Raw genomic sequence first — 23,184 nt, forward strand, 5'->3', positions numbered from 1 at the left:
GCCCTCTCCGGGCGGCCGCCCACTCGCCCGTCCTCCACCGAGCAGCCCGGCTCACGACGCCCTACCCTTTCCCGGAGTTTGGCGATAAGGGGCGCACCCCCATGCAAGCCTGCGGACTCGACTTCGGAACCAGCAACACCGCCGCGGCCCTGCCTGATGGCACGGTGCTGTCGCTGCAACCCCATACCTCGGAGCCCCGCCTCTTCTGCTCCGTGATGTTCTTCCCGGACGACGAGCGCGAGATCTACACAGGCGCCGACGCCATCAACCGCTACATGGAGGACAACACCGGACGCTTCATCCAGTCCGTGAAGTCCTTCCTCCATTCGAACTCGTTCCGCGCCACCCAGGTGAAGGGCCGCACCTTCACCATCGAGGACCTGGTCGCCATCCTCCTGCGGCGCGTGCGCGAGGCGGCGGGCGCCCACATGGGCGGCCTTCCGGAGGCCGTCATCCTCGGCCGCCCCGCCGTCTTCACCCCGGACAAGGACGCGGACGCGCTCGCCCAGAAGCGCCTGCACCGTGCGGCTGAGCTGGCCGGCTTCCAGCACATCGAGTTCCTCATCGAGCCCATCGCCGCCGCGCTCGCCTATGAGGCCCAGCTCACCCGCGACGAGCTGGTCCTCGTGGCCGACTTCGGCGCCGGCACCACCGACCTCACCCTGATGCGCCTGGGCCCCTCGCGCCGAGGCGTCAAGGACCGCCGCCCGGACGTCGTGGGCTCCACCGGTGTGCGCATCGGTGGAGACCGGTTCGACGCCGAAATCATGCGCCACAAGCTCTTGCCCCGCTTTGGCGCGGGCTCCACCTACCGGGTGCGAGGCCTGAGCGACAAGCGCCTGCCCATGCCCCAGCACGTCATGGCCAAGCTGTTGTCCTGGCACGAGATGTCCTTCATCCGGGAGAAGTCCACCCAGGACCTGCTGGACACCATGCTGGAGACCAGTGACAAGAAGCTCGAAATCGAGGCGCTCCACGACCTGGTGATGGACAACCTGGGCTACCGCCTGTTCCGCGCGATTGAAGCCGCCAAGGTGCGCCTGTCGCGCGACGAGGTGGCCACCGTGGACTTCGAGGAGGCCCGCATCAACCTCCACGAGCCCATCACCCGCGCGGAGTTCGAGGCGTTCAGCAAGCCGCTGCTCGACGAGCTGGAGCAGTGCACGGTAGGGCTGCTGTCGCGCCACCCCGAGGCGGCGAACATCGACGCCGTGTTCCTCACGGGCGGCTCCTCGCAGATTCCCGCCGTGCGCCAGCTCTACGTGAATCGCTTCGGCGAGGAGCGCGTGCGCACCGCTGACGCCTTCACCTCCGTGGCCGAGGGTCTGGGACGCGCCTCCGCGACCTTCGGCTGAGCCGCGGTCCCACCGCGGACACTCAGGGAATCATCATGAATCGCGGCCCACCGCGCTCGCGCCTCATGAGCCCTGAGCCAGGCCCTGCACGTAGATGAGCACCTCGCCTTGATGGTTGCCTGCCTTCAGGAGGCCACCCCAATAGGCAATCGCCGCGTCGACGTCCTCGTAGCCGACGACCCGGATACGGGCCGCATGGGGAGCGTGGCAACCGGGCCTGGTGAGGTCGGCGCGGGCCTGCTGGTCTGGACCGCCAATCAGCACCGCCCAGGTGCGGCGCTTGTCGTAGTCCTCGGGCTCTCCGGCGATGAAGGGCGCGAAGACCCGTGAGCCCTGACCGGTGACCACGATGAGGCGTCGGTCCGGATTCTCCTCGGGCTTGCAGAGGTCCACCGAGTAGCCGTCGTAAGCGCCCATGCGCGTCCGGATGTCCTCGGGCACGCCGACGTGCTGCACGACGTTGATGTGAAGGACCCCCGCGTAATCGCCCTCCTTCAGCCAGCGTCCCAGGTACGCGATGAGCGGGTCCACGGACTCGAAGCTCGACGTCTTGATGAAGGTCCCGCTCAAGACACACGGCTCGACGAAGGGCGGGCCACAGCGCTCGTAGAGCCAGCCCTGGGCCTTCATGTACTCGTAGTCGAGTCCCTCGATGCGTCCCGACAGGAACTCCCTCACCCGAGGGTCCGACGAGCGCGTCACCATGGGGGAGTCGATGCGGAGCGCCGGACCGGAGTCACGGTCAGACGAGGGGTCACCAGACTCGGCTCGCGGCCACACGACGATGGGCCTGCGACCCTGTCCATGGAGCTCGACACCGCCCCACAACCCCACCCCCAGAGCCTTGGCGTCCTTCTCGAAGCGCCACGCCACGGAGTAGCCGTCGTATCGGCCCGGCTTCGTGTGGACGTCCTCGACCTGCCCCAGCTTCGGCGAGGGGCGCGACACACGTGGGGCACAGGCATTCGACGAGAAGATGGCGACGAGGCCCACGGCGAGCAGGAGGCATCTCATGACGGGGGAGTCTCCCTCCCGCGCCCGCGCCAACACCCGTCATGAAATCATCATGATGCGGGGGCGCCACTGCCTGACACCTGCAACCCGGTGGAGTTCACCCCCGGCGACACACCGCCCGGAGTTCCAGCGTTCCGGGCGGCACGAGTCACGTCGCGACTACTCGACCCAGTGGACCGTGCCCAGGCCGGCGGCGACCAGGTCACACACGTAGAAGATGTCGTCATAGGGGTAGTCGTCGTAGACGCCGCGCGCGGGGATGCAGCGCGCCGAGTTCGCGGCCGGAGCGTTGAGGTCCGCCGCGAGGATGCGGCAAGGCGCGTGGTCCGTCGGGCCGCCACACTCCTCGGTGCAGCTGTCCGCGCGAATCCAGTACGGGTTGTAGAGGGGGTAGGAGTCCGCCTCCACCCAGCACAGACCGGAGGCGCACTCCGAGTCAGCCGAGCAGCCCGTGCCCGTTGCGTTCAGGCTCTGCGTCTGCTCCGCGGTCTCCGGCGTGGGCTCGGGGGCCTGCTCGGCGGGCGCGGTGTTGCAGCCCAGGAACGTGAGCGAAAAGAGGGAGGCAGTCACTGCGAGGAAGTTCCGCATGGGGGAGTCCTTTCCAGGTGAAGGGAGGGGCGGAACCAACCATTCCTGGTGAACGGAACCAAGTGGACTTCTCGCGAATTCTTATTTTCGTGGACAGAATTAGGTTTCAATTGACTCGGGTTACATCGGTCGTTCCAGCGAACACCGCTCTTGCTGGGAAGCATCATCTGGGGCGGCAGTGACGGAAGATTTCAGCATTGGCGAAAGTGCGGAATCTCTGCATGGCCTGCCTCCGCCGCGTGTCTTCAGCGTGCAGAGGAGGATGCACCATGATGCGCGGGCGATGCCGTCTGGCGATGAGCCGGGTGATGACGAGTGCGTGTGTGAGTCTGCTGGCGGGTTGCATGTCGAGTTCCCAGGACTCGATGCCGGAACTCCACGACAGCCATCAGCGGGGAGTCGGGACGTCTGACCAGGCATCTCAAGTCGAGGAGGCCATCTCCATTGGCGGCCACGACCTCACCCTCAACGCCTTGGGCAACCGGGTCCTGGAGTCCCTCGCGCGGTACTGGGACTCGTCCTACAAGGTCGGCGCCGAGGGCGGGCTCGTCATCCCAGAGTGGCCCGCTCTGGGCTCGCTCACGGTCGAGGCTCCGCTCGACGTCGCCTTGAACGACAATCTCATCCACATCTGCATGAATCGGATCGGCCCCCCGAACTGCGACTATCTGATGAATACCGTCCAGCCCTCTATCAGGCTGCCACTCAAGGGCTCCATCAGCGTCAGCAGCAGCCATGTCTTCGACGAAGCGGTCATCACCCAAATCAGGGATGACCTGAACATGGGCGTGCCCCGCCCTGACGCGGGGTTCCTCAAGCTGGTTCTGACCCAGGTGGGCAGCGGCTGTGACGTCACCGACGGAAACACCTTGGTGGCGGGGATGGCCCAATTCTGGAACAACGTCAGTCTGTCGCCGGACAAGAAGACCTTTTCCTGGAACCTCACCCGCGCGAACGCAGCGGTCTTCGAGGACAGCTGCAGCCAGACGCAGGCTCCGGTGAATCTGACCCTGCGCGTCGCGCTGCCGCTCGTCTCCGCCGGCACGCAGTATCGTTCCTCCATCACCTTGAGCAACGACCCGCTGGTCATGCGTCCGGAATTCGCCTTGAAGCGGATCATCCTCACCAATATCTGAACGCCCCGCTCACATGCCGATGGTCAGCGACAATGTCCGCGCATTGACCTGGATGACATGCGGCACATCGGACGACGGCGCTCTGGATGGGAGGCTGCGCGAGTCTTTCCGAGACATGAGGGGAAAAGGCCGCACAGGATGAGGGATGCGAAGAATCTCCCGAGTCCTGCTCCCCGCCGCGTTGGTCTGGGCCGCCACGCTGTCTCCCGGCTGCGGTGAGAGCGAGCCCTCCGAAACACCTCCACGAGAGGATGGCGGTTCCCGTGCGGACGCGGGCGCCGGAGGTGACGGAGGTTCGGGTCCCGTGCCCGACGCGGGCGGAGTCGAGCCCGGCCCTGTCGACGCCATCATCGCCGCCATGCCGGAGGGCTCGTGGAAGGAGCTGCCCGGGACGAACATGGCGGACGTCTGCCCCACTCCGTATTCCAGCTATCCGTGCGAAGCGGTGATGATTGCGTGGAGCGGCGGGGCCTACGACACGTTGAGAGACAGGTTGATTGTCTGGGGCGGAGGACATGACGACTCGCCGTACAACAACGTCTTCACGTTCGACCTCGCGACGATGAAGTGGAAGCGGTGGACGGAGCTGCCCGCGGGGATGACGGGCAACAGCGTCACGCCGGTGATGCGGGACAAGCGCGTGGAGACGTGTGGCTTCTATCCGTCCGTCACGTCGCTCGCCATTCCCGACGCGAACCTGACGGCCAGCGGATATGTGCGACCGGAGTTGTGTGACGAGCCGAGCATCGTCGCCCAGCTCGACACGCAGCAGCCGCGCAGCGCGCACACCTATGGGAACATCGCCTTCAGCGAGGCGACGGGGCGGTTCTATGTGCTCGGCTCCGTGGGCACCTATCCCAGTGGGCAGGCGGGTTCGCGACTGGTGCTGGGCTTCGATTTCGCGACGGGACGCTGGGTGCGCGGCGCGAACAACCCGGTCATCGACTACGGGGCCAGCGCGACCGATGCGCGCGGACACGTCTGGTATATCGGGCCGAGGAAGCTGCATGAGTACGACCCGGTCGCCAACACCTGGACCGCGCATGCGGCGGACGGCGCGGGCTACTACTACGCGGGCGCGGATGTGGACACGCGGCGCAACGTCCTGGCGTTGGTGCGCGAGGGCGCCACGGTGTCGACGTATGCGCTGAGCGACGCGGCGAAGACACACGCCACCGTCACCACCACGGGGTTGAGCACGCCGGTGGGCGGAGCACCGGGGCTCGCGTATTCACCGGTGCTGGACCGGTTTGTCGCGTACCCCGGTGGGAAGAGGCTGGCGCTGCTCGACCTGCCGAACGCGCGCTGGGTGGAAGTCACGGGCACGGGGGATGACCCGGGCGCGCCCGCGTCGAACGGCACGTACGGGAGGTTCCGCTACAGCCCCGCGCGCAATGTGTTCGTCGTCGTGAACGGGACACGGCGCAACGTGTTCCTCTGGAAGCCACCCGCGACGGCGCCGTAGCGCGCCGCATCCACGTCGCGGAGGGTGCTGGCGTACTCCAGCGCCGGCCAGCCTTGTCGCAGTGCTCACTGTCTCGCTTGAAAGAACCTGGCCATGGGCTTCCGCGCTTGCATCTGATGCTCCGACCCGGTGCATCAATGTCATCCGTCGCTTCCATGGGGATGTGCGCGGGCTGCACCGTCAGCCCCAAGTGCCATCCTTCCGCATGGCCTGTGTGCCCACTCGCGCTCGGAGCAGGTGGAGCCCGTTGCCTGGAGAGTCCCCATGAGACTGCATCGCGCCGTTGCGTTGTTGCTCTTGCCTCTGCTGACCGGCTGCGCCACGGCGCGTGTGGTGCGATTGGAGACGGACCGGGGTGAGGTGCTCACCTTCACTCCTCGCACCGACGAAGCCGGCCCTCTTGAGTTGGAAGAGGACGAATTCGAAGAGGCCCTGTCCACGCACGCGAGAACCCTGCGGCCTCCGGCCCGTCCGCAAGAGGCCGCGCTGCGGCTATTTGAGATGGACGCGCGCGCGGGCACATACCTCTTCGATGCGCGCACTCGCCGAGTCACGCCGCTTGGCTCGGGCGAACACCTGGAGGGAAAACCCCTGGAAGTAGACGTGGAGCTGACGCGCGTCTACCTACACTGGTGCGAACGTACGGGGAGGAAGGGAGATTGTCTGCGCTTGCTCGCGGCGAGCCCCACTGTGAATGGGGATGGTCGGTACGCGCTGGCCATGGCGTTCGCTCAGGACGCGGTGAACGAAGAGATGTTGGAAGCCTTCAAGGACATGGCCGACCCGCACGCCATGCTGGCGGCGGCGTTGTGGACGGGCACGATGTATCTCATCCTATGGACGGTGCCCGAACCGGTGAGCAAGGGGCTGGCCGCTGTCATGACAGCCACTCTGATTGTCTATCTGGGAGTGGACACTGTCTGGGGCCTGATGACGGGCTTCCGGGAGCTGGTTGACGCGACGGATCGTGCCCGCACCTTCGATGAACTGCGCGACGCGGGTGAGCGGTACGGCAAGGTCATGGGGCGGAACGCGGCGCGCGCATTCGTCCTGCTCGCCACGGTGGCCATCGGGAACACGGCGGCGGGGTTCGCGGGCAAGGTGCCGACGCTGCCCGGCTCGGCGCAAGCATCCATGCAGGCAGGTTCCCGAGCGGGCATCGTGCTGTCCGCCGTGGGCGAAGTACAGGCAGTGACGGTGACGGGAGAAGCGGTCACCATGGCGCTCGCTCCTGGCGCTGTCTCCACGACGGCGCAGGACATGGGCGGTACCGCAACCGCTCCGGTGGATGCAAAGGGCCATGACCACCACATCGCCACCGACAAGTGGTGGACGGACACGAAAGACGGCGGACCCTGGTCGCCACTCTTCAAAAGAATCTTCGACAAAGCGGGTATGTCGCTGAAAAATGACCCTGCGAACATCGTCAATATCAAGGGCCATCAAGGGCCGCACGCGCAGGCGTATCACAAGGAAGTTCACAAGCGCTTACTTGAAGCAACCGAGGATTGTCGCACCATGCAGCAGTGCCGCGAGGCATTGACGGCGGAACTTCGCCGCCTGGCGCGGGAGGTTTCGAAGGAGGGCTCCAAGCTCAATAAATTGGTGACTCGCAGCGAATGACAGAAGGTGCGCATCATGCCGCAGCGGTACTTCGAGCTGACCGATGACATGAGTATTCGGGGACGGTGGGTGCTCGGAATCCCCACGGACCAGCAAGCCCGGGAAGTGGAAGACCCGTGGATTTTCAAGAAAGGGAGACCCCTTCCAGACCCGGGTCGCTTGCGAGTTCCGGTGGATGTTCCCGGCAAGCCCCTGGACTTTTGCCTGGCGGGATTCGCCACTCCCATTGTTCACGTCAGGGTGGCTTCTCTCTTCGTGGAGATGGCCCCGGCCGACGTGCAAATCCTACCCGTCGATATCCAAGGGCATGCCGACCAGTTCTGCATACTGGTCGCGACCAAGCTCATTCAGTGCATTGATGATGCGGCATCCGAAGAGGTGGAATACTGGAAGCCAGAGGATGGGCGTCCAGAGAAAGCAGGGCAGTACCGCAAGGTTTCAGGACTGCGCATCGACCCGTCAAGAGTGGGCGACGCCCAAGTGTTTCGGACCTGGGGATGGTCCGTTGTCCTCGTTGTCTCTGAAAGGCTCAAGGGAGCGTTGGAGCGAGTAGGGGCAACCGGAACGCTGTTCGAACCGGTCTAGCCCTCCCGCCTCGGAACCCGCCCCAACACCGCGTCGCGTGGGGGCAGGCGGATGGCGCCAGCGGTATCCCGGGCTACGGCCCCACATCCACGTCGCGGCTGAGCCAGCCCACTCCGCCGCGTCCGTCGCGCGCCACCACGTAGACGGTGATGCGCTGGGGCGTGGCGGGCGTCTCGTACTTCGACGTCGGGTCTCCGGGCCTGTTGTCCACCGGCTCTTGCGAGCGGAACTCCTTCACCTCGCCGTCACCCGTGGCGAACCAGCTGTAGAAGACCTGCTCCGTGCGCGGGCCGTCCTCCGCCGTGTACAGCTCCAGGCTGCCCTCCGTGAGCACCGGGCGGAAGACCACCTCCGCGTCCAACGGCAACGGCCCCGTCAGCGTGGCGTCATTCCAGAGGATGTCCGCCACCGCCGGATTCTGATTCGGCGCCGTCGTCGAGCGCACCAGCACCTGCCTCACGCCCCGCTCCGTGCCCTCCGGCGTCCCCGAACCATCCGATGCCTCGTAGCCCACGAACAGCGGAATGCCCTTCTCCAATGCCTCGCGCGTGCGCGGGTCATCCGGGTTCGGCGTCCCTCCTCCATTGGGATTCGCCGCGACCAGCGCCTCCTGGAGCACCACCTGCACGTTGGGGTCCTGGAGCGACAACATGCCGTCCGGCAGCGCCACGCCGTTCACCCCGGGGCAACGGCCGTCGTACGGGTTGCCGTTGAAGCGACACAGCGCATACGAGACGGTGACGGGCCGCGCGTCCGGCGTCACCGCCAGCGCGCTGAACGTCATCGGCCCGGGCAACGCCCCGGTGTCCGGGTCCAACACCAGCTCGGGCGGCTCCGCGCGGATGCCCAGCACCCGCACCCGGCGGATTTCACTCTGCAATTCGAAGTCGGGGCCGCAGGCAAGCAGCAGCGCGGCCAGTGTGACGAAGACTCGCGTGCGCATGCTCAGAAACTCCCCTTGGCGCCGATGACCGGGAGGATGGGCAGTCCCTCGAAGTAGGCGCTCTCGGTGTAGTTGTAGTTGTAGGCGATGCCTTCCACCGCCGCGTTGTTGTAGGCGTTCGTCAAATCCAGATAGAGGTCCAACGTCCACTTGTCGAAGACGAAAATCTTGTCCACGCGCACGTCCAACTGATTGAACGACGGCAGCCGCCGCGAGTTCACCCCCGCGAACAGCGGCAGGAACACGTCGGTGCCGTCATCCCTCACCGAGCCCACCACCGGCGTCGTCGGATTGCCCGACGCGAAGCGGAAGCGCGCCCCCACCTCCCAGCCCCTGGGCAGCTTGTACGAGGCAATGGCCGTCAGCACGTGCGTCTGGTCGTTGTCGAACAAGCGCCAGTTCGCCCCGGGCGCGTCCCGACGCTCGCTCCTGCTGAGCGTGTACGCAATCCAGCCGAACAGGCGCTCCGTCAGCGAGCGGCGGATGAGAATCTCCAGGCCATACACACGGCCGATGCCCCCGTTCTTCAACCGCTCCGGCACCAGCTCCCCGTCCCGCTCCACCAGCGCGTCCGAGCGGCTGATGAGGTTGTCCAGGTCGTTGTAGAAGACCTCGCCGCTGACGAACCACTCCTGCCGCGGCTGCCACTCCGCGCCCACGCCGTACTGGAGCGAGCGCTTCGCCGACAGGTCCGGATTGCCGAACGCCAGGCTCGGCTCATCCTGCACCGGAGGCCCGTGGTACACGCCCGCGCCCCCCTTCAACGTCAGCGTGTCCGTCAGCGAATAGCGCACCGCGAGGCGCGGGTTGAGCGTGCGCTTCACTTCCTTCTGGTCCGTGAAGATATACCCCTCGTACCGCACGCCCGGCACCACCAGCAGCCCCTTGAACGGACGCCAACGCCCTTCAATCCACAGCGAAGGGAAGTACTGGAGGAAGTCTCCGTCGGTGGTGAGCAGGTCCTCGGTGATGAGCGGGCTGGGCGGCTCGCCCTCGCGCGGCGGACGCTGGATGCGCGCCTTGACGTTCGCGAAGTTGCTCGTCACGTCCACGCCACCCGCCAGGGTGAAGGGCTCGACCAGGGCATACTCCGCGGTGGCGCGCAGGTTCAGGTCCGTGGAGGCGATGCGCAGGTTGCGGTCGCCAATCTCGAACTCCACCAGCGTGTTGCCCACCAGCGCGTGCGTGTCCAACGTGAGCCGGTCCGCGCGGTACTGGTGACGCAGCCGCAGCTGGTTGAAGCCCGTGGTGACCTCCAGGTTGCCGTTGACGGTGGGGTCGTTGTCCGACGGCCGGTCGAACACCAGCCCCAACCTGTCGCGCGAGGTGATGCCCTGCAGCGTGAAGGTGTGGCGCGACAGCGGCTTCCACACCAGCTTGAGCTGCGCGTCGTAGTAGCGCGGCGCCACCTGGAGGCTCGGGCCGTCGCCCTCCGGAATCACGCCCAGCACGATGTCGATGTACGAACGCCGACCGCCAATCGCGAACCCCAACGTGTCCGTAATCGGCCCCTCAATCACCACGTTGGATTCAATGAGGCTCACGCCCACGGTGCCGTGGATGCGGTCCATCTTCGGCTCGCGGCTGTTCACGTTGATGACGCCGCCGGTGATGTCGCCGTAGTACGAGGAGAAGTTGCCGGGCAGGTAGTCCAGCGACTCCAGCAGCTCGGAGTTGTAGACGGAGGTCAGGCCGCCGAAGTGGAACAGCAGGGGGATGCGCTGGCCGTCCAGGAAGACGCCGGACTCCTGCGGGCTGGTGCCTCGAATCACCAGAGCGCCGCCGTTGAACGCGGGCCGCGCGACGCCGGGCAGGTTCTGCACCACCTTCAGCGTGTCGCCCTGCGTACCGGGCACGCGCTGCACCTCCGCCACCTGGAGCGTGGTGCTCGTCACTTCCTTGCGCTCACGGTCGCTTCTCACCACCGTCTCGAAGGGGCTGAAGATGCGCTTCTGCACGTAGTACGTGGCGCGCGTCTCCAGGCCCTCGGACATCGTCTCCTTCGTCTTGAAGCGGTCATAGCCGCCCTGCACCACCAGCACCTCGTGGGTGCCCAGGGGCACGCCCCGGAAGGAGAAGCGCCCCTCCGCGTCCGCGACGGTGGACAGGTCCAGCTCCGGCAACACGATTTCCGCGCCGTTGAGCGGCTTGCGCGTGCCGCGCTCCAGCGCCTGACCGCTGAAGTTCACCGGCGCCTCCGGCTGCGAGACACCTCCGTCCTCCGTGGGCTCGGGCGCGATGGGACGGAAGACGAACTGGTACGCGTACTGGATGCGCACCGGCGACGGGACGTTGTCCACCTCGGCCGGGGAGAACTGGAACTGCTTCACCGCCTCCACCGCGGCCTCGTCGAAGCCGTGCCCCGCGGGCTGCGTGACTTCGACGTTCGTGACGGCGCCCGTCTCCGAGATGTCGATGAACATCACCACCGTCCCCTCCAACTGCTGGGCGGCGGCTTCGGGGGGGTACGGCGCTTCCACCTGACGAAGGAGCTCGGGCGGCTTCGTCAGCACACCGGTGGGGGCGCCCGCATCGGGGTCGGCGACGCCGCCATCCGGGGCCTGGGCCAGCGCCCCGGTGGCAACGAGGAAGCAGAAGACGGTGAAGAGCGTTTTCATGAGGGAGGGGCGCACCTACGCGCGCCCTCCCGAAGCTCTCACAACTTGGGCGCGAGGACGATTTCGATGCGCCGGTTCAGGCTGCGGTTTTCCGGCGAATCATTGGCGGCGATCGGCTGGTACTGGCCGTACCCCGCCGCCGACAACGTCGTCGGGTCGACACCCGCGTCCTGGAGCGCCCGGACCACCGCCATGGCCCGCGCCAGGCTCAGCTCCCAGTTGGTGGGGAACTGACCGCCGCCCGTGGGCACGTCGTCCGTGTGGCCCTCCACGCGGACAATCTTCCCCTGCACCGTCTTGAGCGCGTCGGCGATCTTGTTCAGCGCCGCCACGCCCTCCTTGCCCACCCGCGCGGAGCCGGAGGCGAAGAGAATCTTGTCCTTGAGCTGCACCGTCATGCGGCCCTTGAGCTCGGACAGCTCGATTTTGCCTTCCGAAATCTCCGACTTGAGGCTCTGCGCCAGGTTCTCGTACTCGGAGCTCTTCTTCTCCAGCTCCTCCTTCGCCTGCGCCAGCTTCTTGGAGTTGCGCGCCAGTTCGTCATTGAGCGCGGCCAGCTGCGCGTTCTGCTCCTGCAACGCGCGGCGCTCGGCGGCGCCCGCCGTGAGGCGAGACTCGGAGGTGGTCAGCCGCGTCTCCAGCGCTGTCTTCTCCTGCTCCAGCGCGGCGATCTTCTCCTCCAGCTCCTTCACCTTGGCCTCGGCGGCCTCGCGAGCACCCTTCTCGTCGGTGAGTCCCTTGGTGAGCTGCTCCGCCTCCAGGGCCTTCGCGTCGAACTTGCCCTGCGAAACGCATCCCGTGGAGAGCGCGACGAATGCCGCCAGAATCAGCCGTGTCCGCATATGTATGGGTTCTCCCGACAACGATGGTTGGAGCACCACCTTACTGCTCGGGAGCGCCAAGGTCAGGAAGAACCCACACGGGCATTTCGCCAGCCCGGCGCCCTGGCGGGTGGGCCAGGGGGGCCACGGCGGCGCGGCCCTCAGCGCGGGAAGATGGGGTGCACGTCCAGCCAGACGGAGAAGAGCGCGTCGGCGAACGTCTTGCCGGGGATGAAGACGCCGCCGCTGGCCGCGCCGCCGATCTCCAGTCCGCCCCCGGGCGTGTAGGTGATGATGAGGTCCCCGCCCTTCTCCACGTCACGCATGGAGTCGAGCATGACGCCCAGTTGCTGGGACAAGGGCCCCTCGCGCAGCTCCGCGCTGCGGTTCAGGCCGTTGCGGAGGCTGTCCACGAGCTGCGAGCGGGTGATGTCGCGCAGGAAGCGGAAGTGCAGCCGCTTCACGGAGTTGGAGGCGATGGCCTCCGACGCGCTGCGTGGGCGGTCCTCCAGATAGAGGCTCCACACGTAGACCTTGAAGATGAAGCGCTTGTGCAGCTCCATGTGGGCGAGCTCCACCGTGCGCCCCTGGAGCGTCATCGAGTCCGGCATGCGGACCCCGCCCACCTGCTTCTGCCCTGCCTGCGCCACGCCCGTCGCCAGAACCAACCCCAGCACGAGCCACTGCGCGCTCTTCCGCCACGCCTGCTCTCTCATGCGTCCGACCCCCGCCCCGTCCGAGTACGGTGCCGGGATAGGTGCACACGCCCCCGCCTCACCGCCAGCAGATCCGTCCGTGCCCCTGTGGTCTGGTGGACGGAGAAGACCGCCGGTGAGTCCCAGCCCACGCCCGGTGTCAAACCCACGGAGGGACCGCCGGGGCACCAGGTCGGGAGCAGGAGGGGGATGTCGGGGTGATTCAGGGCCATGACGCTCGTTGGAGAACATACCAGTGCTCTCCGACGTGCGGGGCAGCAGGCTTCATGACAGGTCGGGTTCCGGGCATCCGGGCCGGCCAGGCGGGGGGGGGTCAGGGGGTGCCAGCGCTGGTGCGTTCCAGCAGGGCGCCGGCCCAGGTGAGGCCGCTGCCGACGACGCTGAGCACCACCGCGTCGCCCAGGGAGGCGTCGTCCCAGTGCTCGCTCAGCACGCCTGGAGCCCCGGCCGCGCCGGTGTTGCCCCGGAGGTGGACGTTGAAGCGGTGGCGGGACTCGGGCACCTCGCAGCGGCGCTGGACGGCCTCCAGCATGCGCAGGTTGGCCTGGTGGCCAATGAAGGTGACGTCCTCGTTGCCCTTGCCGGGGTGCTGGGCCAGGTAGTGGGCGCGCAAATCCAGGAACGTCTCGCCCGCGCGGCGGATGGCGAACTTCTGCACCTCCGCGCCGTGCTGGGTGAAGTGGCCGATGCGCGGCACCCGCACCTTGTCCGCGCCCGACGGGTCTCCCGCCAGCCGCGTCTCGGTGATTCGCCACCGCCCGGGCACGCGAGGAGAGAGCACCGCCGCCGCCGAGCCGTCCCCCCACAGCACCGCGCTGGAGCGGTCCGTGTAGTCGACGACGCGCGTGGAGTTGTCCATGTTCACCACGAGCACGTAGTCCGGCAGGCGCTCTGGCCGCATGCCCGTGAGGAAGTGCAGCTGCGTGCAGAACGAGGAGCAGGCGCTCTGGAGGTCCACCGCTGGAGCGTCGATGCCCAGCACCTGCGCCACGCGGTTGGACTCGGCGGGGATGCACTCGTCCGGGCTGCAGCCGCCCGCGACGACGAGGCCGATGTCGGACGGCTTCAGCCCCGCGCGCTCGAGCGCCATCCGCGCCGCCCGCGCCCCGGTCTCCGCGTTGCTGAAGAGGGCCGCTTCCTGCGCGGCCCGCACGTCCCGGTTGCGCGTCTCCCGGAGGTACTCCAGCGGCAGCACCGTGTGACGGGAGCGGATGCCCACCCGCTCCAGAATCCACGCGTCCGAGGTCTCGAGCCCCAGCTCCTCGAGGAAGGCGTTGGTCAGGAGGTTGGGCGGATGGAAGTGGCCGAGCGCGTGCAGGAACATGTGAACCCTCTAACCACGAACCCTGCCCATTCTCTGTCAGCGCCCTGTCACGCCTTCGCCACTCCGCGGAGCAACCAACCACTCATGCGGCGCGCCGGACCATTCCCGTCACGCCTTCGCCACGAAGCTGACGCGCTGTGTCGTCACTTCTTCGGCGGGGGAGGCAGGACCTTGGTGGTGAGCACAAGGCGCGAGTCGCCCTTGCCCGTGACGCGCATGCCCAGCTGGTACATCTCCGGAGTGGGGGTGAGCGTCATGGGACCCGCCAGGGAGATGCTGGTGGTCTCCGGTCCATCGGCCAGGACATTCATCGTCCCCTGGTAGGTGATCTCCATCGAGATGGGGCTCTCCTCGTCCGCCGCGAACACGAATGTGGCGGCTACGGAGAAGACCCCCATGGGCCCGCGCGCATCCTGGCGAATCTCCGTGAGACGGACGCTGATGCCACGAAACGTCATCCCGTCGTCGGCCTCTCCCTTCTTCTGAAACTCCGCTTCGAACATCTTGGCGAGGCGCTCCACACTGTCGCCGACCTTGAGCGGCTCGTCGGGAATGGCCGCGACCAGCGGGTTCTCCTTGCCCAACCCATCAAGGTCTTCGAGCACCGCCGTTTGCTCCTCCTTCTTCACCGGCTTGCCCTGGAGACTCGTCACCACGATGCGACCCTTCTTGTATTCCCCCAGGTAGGCCTTCCCATTGACAGGAGACAGCTTGCGCGTCTCCTTTCCTTCCTCCGTCGTCACCTCCACGACCTCGCCATAGGCGATCTTCGCTTGGGTGACGATGCGCCCCTTCGCCGCGAGCGGCGTGAGGACGTGCGTCTGGACCATCGTGCTCGTCCCCGAGATGGCGTCCGGCTCCATGTCCGGCGCGGTCATCGTGAAGTCCTGCTTCATCTCCACGAGCAATCGGTGCTCTTCGGCCTGCCCCACCACCGCGTCCTTCTTGGTGAAGCGCAGCGTCCTGGTCCTGCCCTGCTCCTCCCGGTCGCCCTTCACCTCGTCCCCCAGCGCGACGGACGACAGCGACACCCCCGCGACAGCGACCCACGACCACATTCGGCGCATTTGTTCCCCTCTCGCCGCAATCCTTTCATGTGCTTGCCGTCACCGTCAGCCTTGAAACCGCAGAGCGAAACGCGGCGCTGACAGGCATTGGCGCTGTCATGGGCGATGTAGAGTGCCGCGCATGAGCGCGACGGCTACGTCCCGGGTCCACTTCCGTACGTGCAACCTGTGCGAGGCCATGTGCGGCCTGCGCATCGAGCTGGAGGGCGAGAAAATCACCGCCATCCGAGGAGACGACGAGGACCCGTTCAGTCGGGGCCACGTGTGTCCCAAGGCGCTGGCGCTGAAGGACTTGCACGAAGACCCGGACCGGTTGCGCCATCCGATGCGTCGCACGGCGACGGGCTGGGAGCGCGTGTCGTGGGATGACGCGCTCGACGAGGCGGCCAAACGCATCCACGCCGTGCAGAAGGAGCACGGACGCGACGCAGTGGCCTCGTACCTGGGCAACCCCAACGTGCACAACCTGGGCAACATGGTGTTCGGCCCGGAGCTGGTGCGCGCGCTGCGCTCACGCAACCGCTTCTCCGCCACGTCGGTGGACCAGCTCCCCCACCAGCTCGTGTCGTACTTCATGTTCGGCCACCAGCTCCTCACGCCCATCCCGGACCTGGACCGCACGCAATACCTGCTCGTCATGGGCGCCAACCCGCTCGCGTCCAACGGCAGCCTGATGACGGCGCCCGACATCCGCGCCCGGCTGCGCGCGATTCAGCAGCGCGGCGGCAAGCTCATCGTCGTGGACCCGCGCCGCACGGAGTCGGCCGCCATCGCCGACAGCCACATCTTCATCCGCCCCGGCACGGACGCGCTCGCGCTGCTGGCGCTGCTGCACGTCGTGCTCGTGGAGAACACGCCGCGCGCAAGCCACCTGGCCGCGCACCTGGAGGGCCTGGAGGCCGTGCGAGAGCTTGCGCGCGACTTCCCGCCCGAGCGCGTGGCGCCCCACACCGGCGTGCCCGCGGAAACGCTGCGCGGAATCGCCCGCGACTTCCTCTCCACCGAGCAGGCCGTCTGCTACGGGCGCATGGGCCTGTCCACGCAGCCGTTCGGCTCGCTGTGCCAGTGGCTCATCAACGTCCTCAACACGGTGACGGGCAACCTGGACCGTCAGGGCGGCGCCATGTTCACCCAGCCCGCGTTCGACGTCGTCGGCGGGCCCAAGGCGATGGCGCTCGGACGCGGCAGCTACGGCCGCTGGAAGAGCCGCGTGCGCGGGCTGCCGGAGGTCGGCGGAGAGCTGCCCGCCGCCGTGCTCGCCGAGGAGATGCTCACCCCGGGCGAGGGCCGCATCCGCGCGCTCGTCACCATGGCCGGCAACCCCGTGCTCTCCACGCCCAACGGTCCGCAGTTGGAGCGCGCGCTGGAGGGCCTGGACTTCATGGTGAGCCTGGACCCGTACCTCAACGAGACGACGCGCCACGCAAACCTCATCCTCCCACCCGTCTCCCCGCTGGAGCGCGGCCACTACGACGTGGCCTTCCACGTGCTGTCGGTGCGCAACACCGCCAAGTACTCGCCGCCCCTCTTCCAGCCCGGGCCGGAGGGACGTCAGGACTGGCAGGTCGTCCTGGCGCTCCAGCACCGCCTGGAGAACCTGCGCCGGGGCCGGCCCTCGCTGCGGCAGACCCTGAAGTACCAGGCCCTCACGCGGATGGGACCGGAGCGGGTGCTGGATATCGGCCTGCGCATGGGGCCCTACGGTGCCCGCTTCCATCCGCTGCGCGACGGCCTGTCATTGGCGAAGCTGCGCGCGTCCCCGCACGGCGTGGACCTGGGCCCGCTCCAACCGTGTCTGCTCGGCCGGCTCCAGACGAAGGACCGGCGCATCCAGCTGGCGCCCGCGCCGCTGATGGCGGACGTGCGCCGCCTGCGGGAGACCTTCCCGGAGGGCGCCGCCTGTGAGCCGCGCGACGGAGAGCTGCTGCTCATCGGCCGGCGACACCTGCGCGACAACAACTCCTGGATGCACAACGTGGCGGGGCTGGTGAAGGGCAAGCCGCGCTGCACGCTGATGGTGCACCCGGAGGATGCCTCGCGGCTGGGCCTCGTCGACGGAGTGGCCGCCGTCGTCACCTCGCGCGTGGGCGAAGTGACGGTGCCGGTGGCGGTGACGGACGACGTCATGCGAGGCGTGGTGAGCCTGCCGCACGGCTACGGCCACCGCCGTCAGGGCACGGGCCAGCGCATCGCCGCCGAGCATGCGGGCATCAGCCAGAACGACCTGACGGATGACCGCGCCGTGGACCTGCTCAGCGGCAACGCCGCCTTCAACGGTACACCGGTGAAGGTGAAGCCGGCCGAGGCGCCGGGCGCACCCGCCACACCAGCGGCGTGAGCGCGCCGGCCGCGACGAAGACGAGCTGCACCAGATGGCTCAGCAGCGCCACCGACATGGCGCGCGCGGTGGTGGTGTCCAACACGCCCGCCGCCAGCGCGAAGGCGCCGTCGCTGACGCCCAGTTGCCCGGGCACCAGCGAGCCCACCGCCAGCGCGCAGAGGTAGAGACCTTGCGAGAAGAGGGCCTGCACCAGCGACGTGTCGATGCCCACCGCGTGCGTCAGCACCGCGTACTGCGCCACCTGCAGCGTGCGGCTGCCCAGGAAGGCCAGCACGGGGCCCCAGGGCAGCAACGTGCCGTGACAGGCCGTCACGCGGAACTGCTCCGTGTGGTGGGCCCAGCGCTGGGAGCGGCGCGCGAGCCACGCACAGGGCTTGCGTGCGCGCATGCACGCGCGCAGGCCGGTGGAGGCCACGACCAGCACCACGCCATGGCCCAGCATGGCCAGGGTGAAGGCGGACCAGCCCGTCAGCAGGAAGGACGCCGCGGCGCAGGGAAAGGAGATGAGCCCTCCCGCCGCCAGCGAGGCCGCCTGCGACGTGGCCGCCGCCGCGGTGGCCGTGGCGCCGCCCATGTGAGGCGACAGCAGCGCCGCCTTGGTCGCCTCCGCCGCCGCGCGACCCGCGGGCGCCATGCTGGACACCGCCGTGCCGATGAGCTGCGCGCGTGCCAGCACCTTCAGCGGGACGTGCTCCGCCCTGGCGCCATAGGAGGCGCGCGTCGCGAGCGCGTCCATGCCCTGACGTCCCAGCTCCAGCAGCGCCACCCACGGCAGCCAGGGCGCGGCTGCCAACAGCACCCCGCCCAGCTCCTGAGGCCCTGCCTTTCGCACCAGCAGCGCCAGCATCCCCAGTCCAGCCACCGCGAAGACGGACCGCAGCAGCCCCGTCACCTTTCGTCGCCAGGACCCCGACACCGAAGGCACCGCCATCGCGGCATCCATCGGTCGGCCGAGGGTCATTTCCCCGCGCGCGTTGCTCACCGTCGCCTCCTCACCATCCCTGCGCCCCGAGTCACCGTGGAAGGTGGACAGCCCCCCACGGGATGGCGAGGGCCGTCCGCCGCACGGCGGCCACCTCCCTCTTCCCGCGTCAGCCGGTGGACATCCGAGCCTGGTCCCCCTACCCCGGAGCACCGGTTGCCCGAGCGACGCGGAGTGCGTGCTCGGCTCCGGCGCCGAAGGTCGCTAGGGTGAGGGCCCGATTTCCCGCGCGCACACGGAGCAACACATGAAAGCGGTCCGGTTTTCGAAGTTCGGGCACCCGTTGAAAGTGGTGGAGGTGGTGGAGGAGCCCGACGCGGAGCTGAAGTCGGGTGAGGTCCGCATCGAAGTGTTGGCCGCGCCCATCAATCCCTCGGACGTGCTCACCCTCTCCGGACAGTACGGCTCGCTGCCCAAGCTGCCGGCGGTGCCGGGCAACGAGGGCGTGGGCCGCGTGGTGGAGGTGAAGGACTCCTCGGCGGTGAAGGTGGGAGACGTCGTCTTCCTGCCGCTGGGCTCGGGGACGTGGCGCACCCACCTGGTCGCCCCCGCCGAGGGACTGACGCCGGTGCCCAAGGGCACGGACGTGAAGCAGGCGTCCATGCTGTTCGTCAACCCGCCCACCGCGGACATCATGCTGCGCGAGTTCGTCACCCTCCAGTCCGGAGACTGGGTGCTCCAGAACGCGGCCAACTCCGCGGTGGGCCGCTATCTCATCACCCTGGCGAAGCAGGCTGGCTACAAGACGCTCAACGTCGTGCGCCGCGAGGAACTGGCGCCGGAGCTGCTCGCGCTGGGCGCGGATGTCGTGCTCACGGACACGGACGATTTGCCGGAGCGGGTGCGCGCGGCGACGGGCGGCGCGAAGGTGCGGCTGGCCATCGATGGCGTGGGCGGCGACTCCACGCGGCGGCTCGGCGACTCGCTCGCCACCGGTGGCACGGTGGTCAACTACGGCGTCATGAGCGGCAAGGGCCCCAAGCTGTCGGCGGCGGCCACCATCTTCAAGGACATCACCCTGCGCGGCTTCTGGCTGGTGCTGTGGTTGAAGCGCGCCGAGCGCGAGCACCAGCGCGACACCTACGCCCGGCTGTCGAAGCTCCTGGCGGACGGCACGCTGAAGACGGCGGTGGAAGGCACCTTCTCGCTGGACGCCATCCAGGAAGCCCTGGCGCGCGCCATGGAAGGTGGACGGGGCGGCAAGGTGCTGCTCACGCCCAACGGTCCGGTTTGATTCCGACTCGCAGCCCTGAAAGGCACACGACGATGAAACGCGTGGAAGGCAAGGTGGCACTCATCACCGGCGCGGCGGGGGGCCTTGGCAGCGCGTCCGCGCGGATGCTGGCGCGCGAGGGCGCGAAGGTCGTGGTGACGGACCGCGCGAGCCAGGAGGCGCTCGGGCGCGAAGTGGCCGCGTCCCTGGGCCAGGGCCAGGGTCTGTTCCTCCCGCTCGACGTCACCCGTGAGGAGGACTGGATTCGCGCCATCGACACGACGCTGGAGCAGTTCGGCCGGCTGGACGTGCTCGTCAACAACGCGGGCCTGGGCATCCCCAAGGACGTGGAGAACCTCTCCCTGGAGGAGTGGCGGCTGGTGCACGCGGTCAACCTGGACGGCACGTTCCTGGGCTGCAAGCACGGCATCCGCGCCATGCGTCAGTGCGGCGCCAGGGGCTCCATCATCAACATCTCCTCGCTGGCGGGCCTCATCGGTGTGCCCACCCTGCCCGCCTATGGCAGCGCCAAGGGCGCCGTGCGCATGTTCACCAAGTCGGTGGCGCTGCACTGCGCGCAGCAGGGCTACGGCATCCGCTGCAACTCCATCCACCCCACCTTCGTCGAGACGACCATGGTGAAGGCGCTGATGGAAGCCAGCGGCATGCCCGACAAGGCGCGCGAGGGCATGCGGCGCAGCATCCCCCTGGGGCACCTGGGCGAGCCGGACGACATCGCCCACGCCGTCGTGTACCTCGCGTCCGACGAGTCGAAGCTGATGACGGGCTCGGAGTTCGTCCTCGACGGCGGCTCCTCCGCGCAGTAGCGGAGGCTTCAAGCGGGGTGACTGGCGGCGCTCAGTTCCAGGGCGCCGTCAGCAACTGCGCGAAGCGCACGCTCAGCTCCGGGCGCCGCATCATCGCTTGTATCCAGGCCTGCGCCTCCGTGCTCCAGTCGGCAATCGACAGGCCGCGCGCCTCGAAGACCTCCAGCGAGTTGCCACACACGCTCATCGCCTTGAGCACCCGCGCGTACTCCAGCAGCGTGCCCAGTGTCGCCCCGGGGAGGATGACCTCCGTGTCCAGGTCCTGTGCATCCACCCGGGGGTTCGACTGGAACCACCGCTCCGGGGACATGGGCGTTCCCATCTGGGCCACCGCGCTCATCAGCCGCGCGCGGTGCGCTTCCTGCTCCTGCCGGATGCGGTCGGCCTCAAGCTGGGCCAGCTCCATCTGCCGCTGCTGGTCCCTGCGTCGGGACTCCTCCACGCGCCGCCTCAGCTCGTCCTGGCGCCGACGCTCCTCCTCGTCCCGCCGACGCTCCAGGTACTCGCCCATCATCTTCACGTCGACGTGGATGTCCTCCAGCAGGTCCCGGTGGTAGCTGGACTCGGCCTCCGCGACGGGCGCCTCGCGCACGCGCCGCTCGAAGTCCGGGAGCCACGCCATGAAGCGCTCCACGTCGGGGATGAGGAAGTCGTGCCCCTGGCGCAGCGCATTGTTGAGCGGCGCGGACGCGGAGGACACCGCGTGCGAGGTGGAGCGCGGCCACGCATCCACCCGCGCCTCCGCGGCCGCCCAGACGAAGGGGAGCCGCTCGGCCAGCGTCTGGGCGGGGACGTCACCCAACAGCCACCCCACCAGCCCCGGGAGCTGGAGCTGCGAGTCCGCGCGCCACCACGTCTCGAAGGTGGCGATGGCGTCCGGCTCCGCCGCGAGCTGGCGCTCCCACAGCTCCTGTCGCCAGGGCGTGAAGGCGGCCAGCAGCTCCGCGCGCTCGCTGGGGTGGCGCTGGAAGCGCAGCCACACGGCGTCGATGAGCTCCTCACGGCCGGAGATGCCGCTCCAGGAGCGCACCGCCTTCACCAGCGGGGCCAGCACCGCCGCGCGCGCGGGCCGCTCCCACGCCGCCATCAGCAGCCGCGCCGAGCGGCCTCGCCCCAGCTCTGGCGCCAGGCGGTCCAGCCGCCCCGGCAGCGACACCAGCAGGTCCAGCAGCTCCTTCGCGCACGCGGCGTCCCGCGCCCACGAGTGCACCAGCGTCAGCTCCTCCACATCGCCCAGCGCGAGGAGGCTCGTGAAGGCGCCCGCCCTCACCAGCTCCGCGCGCTCGGAGGAGGGCGCGACGCGGAGCGCTCGAACGGCGGCGTCATGAAACGCGCGCGCGGCCGGCGTGGCCCGGGCCTCGCGCTCCTCGGTGGCCCACTCCAGCCACCGCATCACGTTGCGCGCGGGCCACGTGCCCAGCGTGTCGCGAGCCCACGCCCCCCAGCGGGCCTGGACCTCCGGTGACAGGCGCTCGAAGGGCATGTTGCGCGCCCAGGACTGCACCGCGTCCGCGAGCGCATCCGGCTCCCGCGCGCTGACGGCGAGCACCGCGTCCAACACCTCCAGCGTGGGCGGTGAGGGCAGTCGTCGCAGCACATCCCGGACGAACGCCGCGTCCCCTGTCTCGCGGAGGCGCTCGAGCAGCGCCGACGAGCCGAGCGACGCCAGCGCCCCCCGCGCCTCCGTCACCACCTCCGCGTCCTCCGAGTCCAGCGCGGCGAGCAGCCCCGGCTCGTCCTGGAGCACGAGCGCGCACTCGAAGCGGAGGTCCTCGTCCGGAGAGCGCAGCCCCTCGCGCAGCGCGAAGAGCAGGTCCACTTCGGGCGGCTTGCCGGTGGCGCGTACCCAGGCCACCGCGGCGCGCGCGGTGTGCTCCGGGAAGCCCGCGAAGATGTCGCGCGCGTGGCGCTCGATGAACTCGCGCTGCTGCCGCTGCAACCGCGTGCGGCTCCACACCCGCCAGCGAGTCAGGGCAAGCGCGGCCTCCATCGCCGCGCGTCCCTCCTGGTACAGACAGGACAGGACGGTGGAGAACATGTCCCGCGTGTCCTGTCTCAGCTGGACCTTGGCGAGCGCCGCGAGCTGGCGGACCTCGGGAGCCTGGCTGCGCTGGAACATCGCCGCCAGCGAGTCCTCGTCATCCTCATCGGAGGAGGATTCAAGGACGGGCGGCTGGGTCCACGGGAGCTGTTCGGCCCAGCGGTCCTCGGCGTCCTCCGCGAAGTCCGGCAGCGTCAGGAAGGGCTGGCACTCGCGCACGTCCGCGACGACGCGCAGCACGTCCGCCCACCGCGCGGCGTACTGGGACTCCAACTGCCAGGACAGGGCGGGCTCCAGCGCCTCCAGTCGCCCCACCACCGAGAAGCGGTCCACGCCCGCGTGCAGCAGCATGCGCGCGGCGCCGTAGTGCTCGGGCGACACCGGGCCGCACGCGCAGTTGGGACACCGGATGCCGGGCGTGTTGAAGCGGGTGCAGCCCGGACACCGCACCCGCGTGCCACGGAGGGCACCGTTCTCCCACGGAAGGGCCATGCCCCCTGTCTACAACGTCCCGGTGCCGCCGCG

The 23,184-nt window shown here is 68.5% G+C and carries 18 protein-coding genes; 8 read left to right on the forward strand and 10 right to left on the reverse strand.

The annotated features are described in order from the left end of the window. The first annotated feature begins 101 nt into the window (after positions 1-101). Positions 102-1,355 (forward strand): Hsp70 family protein, encoded by a 1,254-nt coding sequence (locus HUA75_RS31650; protein ID WP_174488511.1) that lies wholly within the window; start codon positions 102-104, stop codon positions 1,353-1,355. A gap of 63 nt (positions 1,356-1,418) precedes the next feature. Here HUA75_RS31650 and HUA75_RS31655 read toward each other — a convergent pair whose 3' ends face one another. Together HUA75_RS31655 and HUA75_RS31660 are read right to left on the reverse strand one after the other, a co-directional pair. Further along, entirely contained in the window at positions 1,419-2,369 is a 951-nt protein-coding gene (locus HUA75_RS31655) for a hypothetical protein (RefSeq protein ID WP_141640974.1), read from the reverse strand. Between the two features lie 159 nt (positions 2,370-2,528). Further along, positions 2,529-2,957, reverse strand: a complete 429-nt coding sequence (locus HUA75_RS31660; protein ID WP_174459855.1) for a hypothetical protein — start codon at positions 2,955-2,957, stop codon at positions 2,529-2,531. Positions 2,958-3,226: 269 nt separating this feature from the next. Between HUA75_RS31660 and HUA75_RS31665 the strand changes: the two genes are divergently transcribed. The 4 genes from HUA75_RS31665 (at position 3,227) to HUA75_RS31680 (ending at position 7,766) form a co-directional block, all read left to right on the forward strand. Next, positions 3,227-4,093 carry a hypothetical protein gene (locus HUA75_RS31665; protein ID WP_174488512.1) on the forward strand — a complete coding sequence of 289 codons (867 nt, stop codon included), beginning with the start codon at positions 3,227-3,229 and terminating at the stop codon, positions 4,091-4,093. A 145-nt stretch (positions 4,094-4,238) separates the two neighbouring features. Then, on the forward strand, positions 4,239-5,558 hold the full coding sequence (locus HUA75_RS31670; RefSeq protein WP_174488513.1) for a hypothetical protein: 1,320 nt from the start codon (positions 4,239-4,241) through the stop codon (positions 5,556-5,558). A 264-nt stretch (positions 5,559-5,822) separates the two neighbouring features. Then, on the forward strand, positions 5,823-7,181 hold the full coding sequence (locus tag HUA75_RS31675; RefSeq protein WP_174488514.1) for an AHH domain-containing protein: 1,359 nt from the start codon (positions 5,823-5,825) through the stop codon (positions 7,179-7,181). A 15-nt stretch (positions 7,182-7,196) separates the two neighbouring features. Then, positions 7,197-7,766, forward strand: a complete 570-nt coding sequence (locus tag HUA75_RS31680; RefSeq protein WP_174459859.1) for an imm11 family protein — start codon at positions 7,197-7,199, stop codon at positions 7,764-7,766. Between the two features lie 73 nt (positions 7,767-7,839). Here HUA75_RS31680 and HUA75_RS31685 read toward each other — a convergent pair whose 3' ends face one another. The 6 genes from HUA75_RS31685 to HUA75_RS31710 form a co-directional block, all read right to left on the reverse strand. Then, positions 7,840-8,709 carry a hypothetical protein gene (locus tag HUA75_RS31685; RefSeq protein ID WP_141640981.1) on the reverse strand — a complete coding sequence of 290 codons (870 nt, stop codon included), beginning with the start codon at positions 8,707-8,709 and terminating at the stop codon, positions 7,840-7,842. A 2-nt stretch (positions 8,710-8,711) separates the two neighbouring features. Next, a complete protein-coding gene (locus HUA75_RS31690; RefSeq protein ID WP_174488515.1) occupies positions 8,712-11,327 on the reverse strand; it encodes a TonB-dependent receptor domain-containing protein in 2,616 nt (871 codons plus the stop codon). Between the two features lie 38 nt (positions 11,328-11,365). Beyond that, positions 11,366-12,169 (reverse strand): OmpA family protein, encoded by an 804-nt coding sequence (locus tag HUA75_RS31695; protein ID WP_141640983.1) that lies wholly within the window; start codon positions 12,167-12,169, stop codon positions 11,366-11,368. A gap of 140 nt (positions 12,170-12,309) precedes the next feature. Next, complete coding sequence (locus tag HUA75_RS31700; protein ID WP_141640984.1) at positions 12,310-12,864, reverse strand: chalcone isomerase family protein; 555 nt, start codon at positions 12,862-12,864, stop codon at positions 12,310-12,312. A 313-nt stretch (positions 12,865-13,177) separates the two neighbouring features. After that, positions 13,178-14,188: a 3-oxoacyl-ACP synthase III family protein gene (locus HUA75_RS31705; protein ID WP_174476238.1), complete on the reverse strand. Its 1,011-nt coding sequence runs from the start codon at positions 14,186-14,188 to the stop codon at positions 13,178-13,180. Positions 14,189-14,331: 143 nt separating this feature from the next. Continuing rightward, positions 14,332-15,255 carry a hypothetical protein gene (locus tag HUA75_RS31710; RefSeq protein WP_174488516.1) on the reverse strand — a complete coding sequence of 308 codons (924 nt, stop codon included), beginning with the start codon at positions 15,253-15,255 and terminating at the stop codon, positions 14,332-14,334. Positions 15,256-15,376: 121 nt separating this feature from the next. Here HUA75_RS31710 and HUA75_RS31715 point away from each other — a divergent pair, with 121 nt between their 5' ends. Continuing rightward, complete coding sequence (locus HUA75_RS31715; RefSeq protein WP_174488517.1) at positions 15,377-17,593, forward strand: molybdopterin oxidoreductase family protein; 2,217 nt, start codon at positions 15,377-15,379, stop codon at positions 17,591-17,593. Here the strand turns inward: HUA75_RS31715 and HUA75_RS31720 are convergent. Continuing rightward, the gene (locus tag HUA75_RS31720; RefSeq protein WP_254627861.1) at positions 17,526-18,527 is read right to left on the reverse strand and encodes a lysylphosphatidylglycerol synthase domain-containing protein; all 1,002 of its coding nucleotides are present in this window, start codon (positions 18,525-18,527) and stop codon (positions 17,526-17,528) included. The two genes, HUA75_RS31715 and HUA75_RS31720, sit on opposite strands and share 68 nt — an antisense overlap. Before the next feature lie 298 nt (positions 18,528-18,825). On the opposite strand from HUA75_RS31720, the gene HUA75_RS47795 reads away from it, so the two are divergent. Beyond that, positions 18,826-19,812, forward strand: coding sequence for a zinc-dependent alcohol dehydrogenase family protein (locus tag HUA75_RS47795; protein ID WP_141640988.1), 987 nt, complete (start codon positions 18,826-18,828; stop codon positions 19,810-19,812). 32 nt (positions 19,813-19,844) lie between these two features. Beyond that, entirely contained in the window at positions 19,845-20,618 is a 774-nt protein-coding gene (locus tag HUA75_RS31730) for a glucose 1-dehydrogenase (protein ID WP_141640989.1), read from the forward strand. 31 nt (positions 20,619-20,649) lie between these two features. On the opposite strand, the gene HUA75_RS31735 is transcribed toward HUA75_RS31730, so the two are convergent. Next, entirely contained in the window at positions 20,650-23,151 is a 2,502-nt protein-coding gene (locus tag HUA75_RS31735) for a hypothetical protein (protein WP_174488518.1), read from the reverse strand. Positions 23,152-23,184 lie beyond the last annotated feature (33 nt).

Origin of the sequence: Myxococcus sp. CA040A (genome assembly GCF_013336725.1) — a bacterium.
In the GTDB taxonomy this organism is placed as follows: Bacteria; Myxococcota; Myxococcia; order Myxococcales; family Myxococcaceae; genus Myxococcus; species Myxococcus llanfairpwllgwyngyllgogerychwyrndrobwllllantysiliogogogochensis.